The 10675-nt window shown below is 67.5% G+C and carries 7 protein-coding genes; 1 reads left to right on the top strand and 6 read right to left on the bottom strand.

What is annotated here, in order from left to right:
• Positions 1 to 14: 14 nt before the first annotated feature.
• The gene (locus tag OG844_RS29125; RefSeq protein WP_406394258.1) at positions 15 to 197 is read left to right on the top strand and encodes a DUF397 domain-containing protein; all 183 of its coding nucleotides are present in this window, start codon (positions 15 to 17) and stop codon (positions 195 to 197) included.
• An 8-nt stretch (positions 198 to 205) separates the two neighbouring features.
• Here the strand turns inward: OG844_RS29125 and OG844_RS29120 are convergent, their stop codons facing one another.
• The 6 genes from OG844_RS29120 to OG844_RS29095 all read right to left on the bottom strand — a co-directional run bounded on the left by OG844_RS29120 (position 206) and on the right by OG844_RS29095 (position 10460).
• Positions 206 to 1162, bottom strand: coding sequence for a MarR family transcriptional regulator (locus tag OG844_RS29120; protein ID WP_406394257.1), 957 nt, complete (start codon positions 1160 to 1162; stop codon positions 206 to 208).
• Between the two features lie 372 nt (positions 1163 to 1534).
• Positions 1535 to 4780, bottom strand: a complete 3246-nt coding sequence (locus tag OG844_RS29115) for a type I restriction endonuclease subunit R (protein ID WP_406394255.1) — start codon at positions 4778 to 4780, stop codon at positions 1535 to 1537.
• Positions 4777 to 6006 carry a restriction endonuclease subunit S gene (locus OG844_RS29110; protein ID WP_406394253.1) on the bottom strand — a complete coding sequence of 410 codons (1230 nt, stop codon included), beginning with the start codon at positions 6004 to 6006 and terminating at the stop codon, positions 4777 to 4779. Before OG844_RS29110 ends, OG844_RS29115 begins: the two co-directional genes overlap by 4 nt.
• A complete protein-coding gene (locus OG844_RS29105) occupies positions 6006 to 7613 on the bottom strand; it encodes a type I restriction-modification system subunit M (protein ID WP_406394251.1) in 1608 nt (535 codons plus the stop codon). The genes OG844_RS29110 and OG844_RS29105 overlap by 1 nt, the downstream gene beginning before the upstream one ends.
• A gap of 37 nt (positions 7614 to 7650) precedes the next feature.
• Positions 7651 to 9792 (bottom strand): N-6 DNA methylase, encoded by a 2142-nt coding sequence (locus OG844_RS29100; protein WP_406394249.1) that lies wholly within the window; start codon positions 9790 to 9792, stop codon positions 7651 to 7653.
• Positions 9789 to 10460, bottom strand: coding sequence for a hypothetical protein (locus OG844_RS29095; protein ID WP_406394247.1), 672 nt, complete (start codon positions 10458 to 10460; stop codon positions 9789 to 9791). Before OG844_RS29095 ends, OG844_RS29100 begins: the two co-directional genes overlap by 4 nt.
• Between the last annotated feature and the right edge of the window lie 215 nt (positions 10461 to 10675).

The raw sequence follows: 10675 nt of genomic DNA, 5'->3' as shown, positions 1-10675 counted from the left end.
ATGCCAGGAGACGGATGAGCAACCCACTGACGTGGTTCAAGTCCAGTTACAGCGGCAGCGACGGCGGCGCCTGCATCGAGGTCTCCGCGCACCCCTCCGCCATCCACGTCCGCGACTCCAAGACCCCCGAGGGCCCCACCTTCACCGTCGCCCCCACTACCTGGTCGGCCTTCGCCGCGTTCGCCGCCCGGCGCTGACCGGGCGATCAGGGGGCTTTGAGCAGATCGCGAAGCTCGGCGACGTAGGTACGCACATCCCGTTCGGCGAGCAGTTCGGCGGTGGCCTCCGGCGCCCCCTGACCAGGCTGCCGACAGGCACGGCAGAGGCCATCGGGCAGCGCCTCGGCGCGGCCGGGCACACCGCACTTGGTGCATTCCATCATCACTCGCCGGACGGGCGTTCCGGGCGCGGGCAGCACCGGGGCGGCGGACACCTGGGGCGGGATCTTGTCCGTGAGACGGCGGCGTACGAAGCCGACCGGCGAGTCGACCCCGGCGGGAAGCCCGGCGACAAGCGCCTGCACGAGGTAGTCGGCGTCCACGCCACGCGTGAACCACTCGGCGGCCAGCGGCTCCAGGACCGCGCAGTCGGCGGCGGAGAGCGCCAGACGGGCATCGACGCGGCCGAGTCGCGCCAGGGCGGCGTACGCGGGCGAGTCACCCTCCAGCACGGGCGGAGCCGGCTCCTGCGTCCGCTGCTGCGGTACGACGGGGGCCACCGGCTGAACGACCACGGGCTCGACAACCGTCGGCTGCCTACGCTCGGTGCCCACGAGATTCCCCCACCACTCGTTGTCGCGGGCGGTGCGGGACCAGAACGTGCGGAAGACCCACCGCACTTGCCCGCCCTCGCCGGTCACCAGGCAGCGCACACGGCGCAGATACCCGGCGACGGACAGGGCTTTCAGGGCCGAGCCGACCGCCTGCTGCCCGTAGAGCGGCAACTGCTTGGCCAGGCCCTTGACGTCCATGGCCGCGCCGTCGGGCAGCTGGTCGATGAACCCGGCGATGCTGCGCTCCCGGGGTGGCAGCATCATGAAGTCGGCGGCGCCGCGAGGCTGTTGGTCCGGGGCGGATCGCTTGCCGTATCCGGGATTGGCCATCGGGTACGGGCGCGAGAATGCGGGGGCGCGCAGGGCAGAGCTAAGGTGCTCGGTAGCCACGGGATCGCTCGATTCGATCTTGGGGTGAGACCCCGGCATGGTGTTGTCAGCACCGCGTCGGGGTCGTTCGTTTCCGGCACCGTAAGCAGTCGCGACTCTCCGCCGCAAGTCGGCCACAATTAGTCATACTTGCTGGCCGTGACGGGTCAGGGAGGTCGGGGAGGTGTACCCGAACCCTTCCTCTACCTACCGGTTGAAAGAAGGCGCTCGAATCCCGGAACCCGCATCCCGACGCCCGAATCCCGAGGCTCGAGCTTCGGGCCCGCCGCCTTCCCGGCACCCCCGAATGAGTGATCCCGCCCCTCCCAAAGCTCGGCTTCGGAACCCGAGTCCCGAAGCCCGAGTCCCGAAGCTTGAGCTTCGAGCGCCGGTTCATGCCATTGCCTCTGCCAGGTCCTCCGCCTGCTTCAGCACCCGCTCGATCGCCGCAGGCTGCTTGTCCGGCGGATACCCGTACTTGCGCAGGAGCCGAAGCACCCGGGCCATGATCCGGTCCCTGGCCTGCTCCTTCAGCTTCCAGTCGACCGTGACGTCCTTGCGGATCTGCTCGTACAGCTCGTGCGCGATCCGCGCGAGAATCGAGTCCTCCATCTGCTCGACCGCCGAGGGGTCGGCAGCCAGCGCGTCGTAGAAGGCCAGCTCGTCCTCCGTCAGCCCGAGCGTCTTGGCCCGGCCCCGGTCGGCGGACACCTCCTGCGCCAGCTTGATGAGGAACTTCATGAACTCGGCCGCTGTCAGGAGCCCGTTCGTGTACCGGTTCATCGCGGCCCGTACGCGGCTCGTGAAGCTCTCCTGCCGGGTCAGGTTACGGGGATGGGCATCCCGGATCTCCTTGAGCAACGCCCGGCGCAGCGCCTCGATAGCCAGGTTCGGATGCTTGGACGCCTGGAGCTTCCGCAGAAGGGACTCATCCAGATGGGACAGATCCGGTTTGGTCAGGCCGGCAGCGTCGTAGATGTCCACGACGCCGTCGGCCGCGATAACCGAGGCGTGGAGCTGGGCGATGGGCACCTCCATGTCCGCCGCTGTGGTTTCGTCCTGCTCCTGTCGCTCTTCCTCCGTGTACTTCTCCCGCGACTTCCTCACGGTCTCGAAGAACCGGATGTCGGGCAGCAGATCCTGCACACGCTGATCGGTCGGGCAGAGCGAGAAAGCCTGCCGGAGCAGACCTGAGTGATACATGAACCGCTGCCTGCGAGTCGCCTGTTCAGGCTCCAGCCCCGGCTCCGGCGTGATCAGGAACTCCAGGACCTCGACAAGGGCCTCGCGATATGAGCGGGGCCCACCCACGGCGAGGGTTCTCTTCCACCGGCACCCGTGCAGGATGTCCACGATCTGCTGGTGACTCTCCCGGACGATCTGGACCGCACCCGCGAGGTCCGCACCCAGCATGGGGTCCGCCTGGTCCTGCTCGGAGTACTCGGCGAGGGCTTCCTTGATCTCCCGTATGACCCCCTGGAAGTCGACGACCAGCCCGGAGGGCTTCCCGGGCCAGGTGCGGTTGACGCGGGCGATGGCCTGCATGAGCGCGGCCCCGCGCATGCGCTTGTCCAGGTAGAGGGTGTGCAGAGGCGGTGCGTCGAAGCCGGTCAGCCAAAGAGACTGGACGATCACCAGCTCCAGTTCGTCATCGGGGTTGGTCACCCGCTCCTGGATCTTCTTCAGCTGGGCGGGCGTACGGACGTAGTCAGCGACCTCTTCATCGCCGGAAGCCGCGTTCCCCGTGAAGGCGACTCGGATACGCCCGGTGGTGTCGGTCAGCAGATCCGACTTCGGGTCGCGCTCCCCCGCCCAGTCCGGCTTACGGCGGATCACCTCCTCGAACAGCCGCGCGGCGATGGCTCGGGAGGCGCAGACGACCATGCCCTTGCCCTTCCAGTCCGTCAGTTTCTCCATCTGCTTGCTGCGGGCGTCCCAGTGCTCCAGCAGGTGACCGGCCAGCTCCTGGATCCGGGCGGGAGAACCGATCAACTGCTCGTACCGCCCGAACTGCTGCCGGGCGGCACGCTTCTCGTCCTCGCTCAGTCCTTCGATCAAGCCCTCCGCGCGGGCGTCCAGATCGTCGAGGTCTGCTTCCTTGATGAGGTCGACCTTGACGAGATGGGGCTCGTAGAAGACGGGAACGGTCGCCCCGTCGTCCACGGCCTGGGTGAGGTCGTAGGTGTGGATGTTCCCGCCGAAGACACCCTGTGTGCTGCCCGTGCTGTTGTTGATCGGGGTACCGGTGAACGCGATGAAGGTGGCGTTCGGGAGGGCGTCACGTAGATTGCGGGCGTAGCCGTCGATGAAGTCGTAGTGGCTACGGTGCGCCTCGTCGACGACGACGATCACATCACGGCGCGGCGAGATCTGCGGGTGCCGGACGCCGGCCTTGCGCTCGGCCTCGGTCAGCCGGAACTTCTGCAGGGTCGCGAAGACAACCCCGCCGTTACTCTTCGGACTGTCCAGCAGCTCACGCAGCCGCCCCGCGTCGTCGGCCGTCTGCGGCTCCTCCTTGATCCTCCTGCGCAGGGTGTCACTGGCAACGAACGTCCGGTACAGCTGGTCGTCGAGGTCGATCCGGTCCGTCAGCATGACAAAGGTCGGACTGGACAGCTCGGGCGTCGAGGCCGCCTTCCCCACGTAGAAGAGCATCTCCTCGCTCTTCCCCGCCCCCTGCGTGTGCCAGACAACCCCCGCCCTCCCGTCGGTAGCGAGGGCCGACTCGGTTGCCCGGACAGCCGCGTTCACGGCGATGTACTGGTGCGCTTTGGCGAGCTTGACCGTGTTGACGTCGCCCGACTTCTCTGCGGAGTACGAGAGGAAGTGCCCGACCAGGTCCAGGAGACGTGCCGGCTCGAACGCCCCGTACAGCATGCGTTCCAGAGCCCGCCCGTCCTCGCGCTGGTGCTTGCGCAGCATGCGGTCGTGGTCGTCCGCGTGCCAGGGGGCCATGTGCTGCCAGGGCGTGAATGGGGTGCCCATGCGGGCGGTGATCCCGTCGGAGGCGAGCATGACGAGAAACGTGGCGAACGTACCGGTCTGCTTCAGCTCCCGCCGGTAGCCCTGGAGCTGGTCGTAGGCGGTGTGGGCGCTGTCGTTGCTGTCGGCCTTCTTCAGCTCGATGACGGCGAGCGGCAGCCCGTTCACGTACAGGACGATGTCGAATATGAACGTCCGGTCCTTGACGCTCTTGACCCGTACCTGGCTGGCGGCGATCAGATCGTTTGCGTGGGGATCGCCGAAGTCGACGGGCCGAATGACCGCGTGGCGCGTGTCGCCGGTGGCGGGGTCGTCGTACGGGACGGAGACGCCACCGGTCAACCGCTCGTAGAACCGGTGGTTCTCGCGCAGGTCGTGCTGGGTGAGCTGGGTGAGGAGCAGGGGTATGACGTCGTCGGCAACGCTCTCGGGCAGCTGGGGGTAGCGACGCCGGATCGCCTTGCGGAGGTTCGGGTACAGGACGAGGTCCCCCCACCCCTTCCGCACCCCGTACGCGGGCCCCAACTCGGCCCCGGGCACGTGCTGCCACCCCATCTCACCAAGCACTCCGAGAGCGTGCAGCTCCAGCTCCTGCTCGGTGAGCCGGTCGGTGGGGGGCTCGCCGGTGGGGTGAGCCTGCGATCCGGCGTCGGTCATACGGCCTCCTCCACGACGCGGGTGACGTCCTTGATGCGGATCCTGCCGGCGATGAGTTGGGGAAGGAGGGTGTCACGGAGGTCGGTGAGGGTACGGTTCTCGAGCCTCGCCGCCTCGGCGCGGGCATGCAGCGGTGCGCATTGCCGGTCGAACGCAGCGAGATCCAACTCCGTGGGCAGCGAGATCTTCAGCGACCGGATGTCGCTGAGACTGAGGTAGTCCGCCATGTCGGTCTGGCCCTTCATTCCGGCAGCCTGGCGCCAGAACTCATGGCCCCGCAGCCAGTGAAACAGGTAGGGGGCTGAAATCGGAGCATCGCCCACTGGCCGGAAGAAACAGACCTGGGGGCTGTAGACAAACTCGGCGTCGTGGGGGGAAATCATGGCCACCCGGCCAACGGTCCCCTTGGTCGTGAGGACAACGTCTCCTGGGCGGGAGGTCTTCTTCCCCATCGCTGAACGGAACTCTTCCCGGACGTAATCGCCGAACGTGGGGGTGATCATCCCCATCCCTACTTCCGCAACCCGCAGAATGGGAAGCCCCGGCGTGCCGTGCTCAGCCTTCTTGGTCCGGTATCCGTCGCCGAACTGCAGCGCCCCCTCGGCCATGAGCTGACCGAGGGTCGCGTACGGTGCGGGGCCGCCTCGGTCGATCACCCGTTGGTGGCAGGAGTCGCCCAGATCCAAGCCGGTCACGCAGATCTGCTCGTTGAGCGCGATCTTGTCGTCCAGCGCGCCGAGCACCTCGGCGATGGCCTGCTGGTCGCTGAGGGGCACCCACTGGAAGCGGAAGTCGCGGATCTGACCGACGCTGATATGCGGGATGCCCGTGCCGGTCTGGACGCCGAGGACGTAGTCCACGAACGGCCGGCTTCCGACCAGGTAGCGCAAGAACGACTGGGCCAGTTCCTCCTTCGCCCGCAGCCGCGCCACCCGCTGCACCAGCAAGGACGGGAGATCCGATTCCGACACCGCCGCATACTTCAGTCCGGCTTCGATCCACGGGCGGTCCATCGCCAGCACGACATCACCGGCCGACAGATAGAAGCGGGCGCTCTCCTTGGCTCGGTCCTCGGGCCAATACTTCGCACCGGACCACCGGATCCTGCCCTGCCCGACGTTGTCACCCCGGAGCAGGCGAATCCCGCTCTCCACGTAGTCGTGGCTCTTGAAAGGGAAGCCGGTGACCACGTCGACGTGGTCACCGAGGCGCTCGACCCGGGTCATCACACCCTCCCCAACTGCTCATGGACAACCTTCGCCAACCGTTCCGACTCCGCGAACTGCTCCCGCAGCAGAGTCGTCAGCCGCGCGATCTTCGCCTCCACCGGCTCCGCGTCCGGGTCGACCTCCGCCTCCGCCGTCCCCACGTACCGCCCCGGTGTCAGCACAAAGTCGTGCTCCGAGATGGTGTCGACGCCCACGCTCGCGCAGAACCCGGGCACGTCCTCGTAGGACCCCGCCCCCTCCGCCCCCCGCCACGCCCGCACCGTGTCACCGATACGGCCGACGATCTCCTCCGGAGTCAACTCCCGCAGCGTGCGGTTCTTCATCAAGCCGAACTCACGTGCGTCGACGAACAGGACCTCGCCCTTGCGCCCCCGCACCCACCCCGAGTGCCGCCCCTTCCCCTCCGCGAGGAACCACAGGCACGCCGGGATCTGCGTCGACCGGAACAACTGCCCAGGCAGCGCGATCATGCACATCACCAGGTCGTCCTCGACCATGCCCCGGCGGATGTCGCCCTCGCCGGACTGCTTGCTGCTCATCGAGCCGTTGGCCAGGACCACGCCCGCCCGGCCGCTCGGCGCGAGTTTGCTGATCATGTGCTGGAGCCACGCGTAGTTCGCGTTGCCGACGGGCGGAGCCCCGTACACCCACCGCTTGTCCATGCCCAGCATCTCCCCGCCCCAGTCGGAGATGTTGAACGGCGGGTTGGCCATCACCACGTCCGCCTTGAGGGCCGGGTGCTGGTCGTTGCGGAAGGTGTCGGCGGGCTCGTCACCGAGGTTGGCCTCGACACCATGGATGGCCAGATTCATATGGGCCAACTGCCAGGTCGTCTGATTGAGTTCCTGGCCGAACACGGACACGTTCAGCGGGTTGCCGCCGTGCGACTCGATGAACTTCTCCGCCTGCACGAACATGCCGCCCGACCCGCACGCCGGGTCGTAGACCCGCTCGCCCTGCTGCGGCTCCAGTACCTCCACCAGCAGCTGGACCACGCTCTCCGGGGTGAAGTACTCCCCGCCCTTGCGGCCCTCCTTGAGCGCGAACTCGGCCAGGAAGTACTCGTACACCTCCCCCATGATGTCGCGCGCGCCCTTACGGCGGCCGTCGACACCCAGCTGTTCCTGGAAAGCGAGCCGGTCCAGCAGCCTGATCAGTCCGACGAGGCGTTCCTCATCGACCCGTCCGCTGGCGTAGATCTTCGGCAGGGTCTTCTTCAGCGCCGGGTTCTGCGCCTCGATCGCCAGCATCGCCGCGTCGATCGCCTCACCGACGGTCTGCCCCTCCACGGTCGTGCCGGCCCGTTCGAGGACGGCTTCCCATCGGGCGGTCTGGGGCACGTAGAAGATGCCGGCACCGGTGTACTCGAGCCGCTCCTCCAGCGTGACGAGGATGTCCTCCTCCCTCCAGCCGCCCTCCTCCCGCATCTCGGCCTCCAGCTGAGTCCGCTTCTCGCTCATCGCGGCCGAGACGTACTTGAGGAAGACGAGGCCCAGCACGAAGTGCTTGTAGGCGGCGGCGTCCAAGCTGCCGCGCAGCTTGTCCGCGGCCTGCCACAGGATCTGCTTCATGTCAGCGGGTTCGGTCTTCTTACGGGGTGGCACGGGGCACTCGTTTCTCTCGTGGTTCAAAAAGGGTGCGTCAGACCGGGGAACCAGGCTCGGACCGCTTACGCAGTCGCAGATCGCCATCCGCGACACCCGCCGCCAGCCGCTCGGCCAACGAGTCCAACGCCGACAACTGCCGCCGCACGTCGGCACGGTGGCGTTCCGTCTCAGCCAGTACGGCCTCGAGGTCGGCGATCTCCTCCACCGGCAACTGCGGCAGGTCCATGTCCTTCACGCTCACCCGTCGTACGAGCGATCCGCTGCCGCGCTGTTGATTGCGAGGTGCGGCCAGCAGGCGGGCCAGCGCATGCGGGCGCATCCACAGCCTCTCCGGACGGACCGTCTCACCCTCCGCCAGGTCCATCAGGTATTTCCTGTAAGCGGCGATCCTCAGCCCTTGCACCGGCGCCAGCAGGACGCAGCCGCCCGCGTCGTCCACCTGTGTGCGGACACCGTGCTCGGTGAGCAGAAAAACGTCGCCCTGCTCGGTCATCAGGCTCTGCGGGTAGGCGGCGAGATCCTCCAGCATGATGCGCCGCTTCCCGATCGGCAGAGCGCCCAGCATCTCTTCCCGGCCGATGACCGGGACACCCGCTTCACCGATGTCGCTTTCCCTGATGCGGTGCCCGGACAGGATCTTGAGCTGCCCTGCCCTCAGCTGCCCGCCAATCTTGAAGTGCTCGGCACGGTGCTCCCTCTTCCCGACCCCGAGATCGCCGATCCACTGCTTCAGGTGCGGCAGCGCGGCGTACGCGTCCTGCCGTGCCTCCACTGTCGCCGCGAAATGATCAAGGCCCTTCTCCGGCGACGCGAGCCGATGCGCGGGCAGTACGGAACGCCCGTCCAGCAGGGAGGCGCTGCCGGGGCGGGCGGCCGTCGGCACACTCTGGGCCTCCTGGGACACCGGAGTCTCCCTGCTCCGCAGCAGTCCCACAACGTTCTCCGGCCAGGCATCACCGACCCTGCGAGCCAGGCGGTCGGCATCGATCAGCAGCACCTGCGCGGGTTCCCGCGAACTCCGGGCTTCTCCTCGCAGCACCAGCAGGGCGTGCTCGGCGCCGGTGCGGAAGGTATGGATGCGACGGGGCAGTTGGACGATCGCCTCAACGGCACCGGCCTTGAACAAGTCCTCGCGCATCCGCGCGTTGGCGGTCATGACTCCGCCACGCGGCCGGGAGAGCGTCCAGGACGGAACGACCACAAGTCCCTGGCCTTCCGGCCCCAGACGCCGCATCGTCTCCCACGCCCATCGCAGCGGACCCTCCTCATCGCGTTCGCGCTCTCCGGAGGCGTACGGCGGGTCAGCGACCACGAAGTCCGCATCGGGAAAACTCGATGCCGTCGGGTCCGGGGCAACCGGAACGAGCGACCACTCGGCTCGCGGGCGGACCTCGTCCAGCTCCCACGGCTCGGCGCAGACCAAGATCTCTCCCGCGGCCCAGTGCGCCAGTAGCCGGTACTCCAGTACCTTCCGCCTCACCGGGTCGGGCTCCACCGCGGCAACACGGTTCCCGCCGTCATCGGCATCGAGTTCCAGCAGTACGTCTCCGGTCCCGGCACACAGGTTGAGCACAACCGTCTGCTCCGTCACTACTGACAGAACGGGCCCAGCGAGCGCATCGATCAGTTCGACAACCGCCCGAGGCGTCGCGTCCATCGCGAGATCGGACTCAAGCCGACGGGCCAACTGGAGCACTGCCTCAGCCGCCGCACCGGCGCTCCCCAGTTCTGCGACGAGATCGCGCACGGTACGCACCAGTTCGGAATCCGCGCGGTCGAAGTCGGACAGAAGGCTGACAGGCAGGCTCTCTTCGACGGTGCCCCCGCCCTCCCCCTCCATCGCCGCGACAGCCAGCGCCTGGACGATCAGCTCGTCGGCCCCAAGTGTCCCGTGTGCGAGAGTCACCAGCCTCCGCAGCCGAAGCCCGTCACGGAAGCGATCCCCGTAGGTCGGCAGCGTGCCGTCCGGATGCGGCTCGCTATTGGGCACAGGCCTCTCGTCGAGCCACTTCCCGATCTCCTCGGCATCGAACAGAGGCTTGCTCTCGGTGCCACCGATCGCGTCAGGAAAGGATGCGTGTCTGCGTCGCCAGTTGCTGACCGTGGGCCGGCCGACCTCGGCGAGCTCCTTGATCTCGCCGAGGGTCACCGGCTCGTACCGCCGCTGCTCCGTCACAGCACAATCTCCTCCTCACCCGAGAGGACCCGGGACTTGCGGGCCAGGACCGCCGGGACCTGGCTGTACTTCTGGTGGCGCGCCGCCAGCTCGGGCGCGACGAGGGCCGTCAGCTCGACGGCCGTACGGAAGTCCTCCTCCAGGTGGCGGTGCGAGACGCGCTCGTGGTGCGCGATCCGGTTACGCAGAGTCCGCATGACCTCCAGCTGGTCGTGCAGATCCTGGCGCCGCACCCCCTTGAAGCAGTGCCGCAGCGCCGGGTACCAGTACTTCATGTCGTAATTTCCGTGACCACCCGTGCTGAGCAGTCCCACCCAGAAACCGAACGACAGCGTGGCGACGACATCACATGGAGCGTTGCCGCTTCCGCGTCGCACCAGCCGGGACTCGGCGTCACGGATGTCGTCCATGGCCCAGCGGTTGGGCTCCGCCCGCTTCAGGTTCCACCAGTCGCTCCGGCCGAACTTACCGGTGAGCTGTCGGTGGATCCTGTTGCGCAGGCTCACCTCCAGGTCACGCAGAGGGCTGTGCAGCGCCCGGGCTGCCTCCGCGTCCCAGGCATAAAGCCGCAGTGCCACCACCACGTCGCCGTGGCACTCCTCCAGGAACGGCTGGAACCGCTCCGGAGAGATGGCCTCGACTAACTGCTCCTCACTGCTCTTCGTCATCGCTGCACTTCCTTCCGCCCGGTCAACGTGTTACGGTTCCGGGGTACGCCTTGGAGTCCTGTCACCGCTTGCTTCGCCGCATAGCACACAGCCCAGGGCAGAGCCTGGTGTTACGCCCTGTACTGCCCACCGCAATTGGGCAGTGCGGGGCGTCACTGTTCCTGCGGTGAGAGTCGAGCTGACGCCCCCTCACCGCGATGAGTTAAACCTAGCGC

This window comes from Streptomyces sp. NBC_00887, assembly GCF_045207585.1.
Note: the sequence above shows the minus strand (reverse complement) of the source record. Positions and strands in the feature narration are given on the sequence as shown.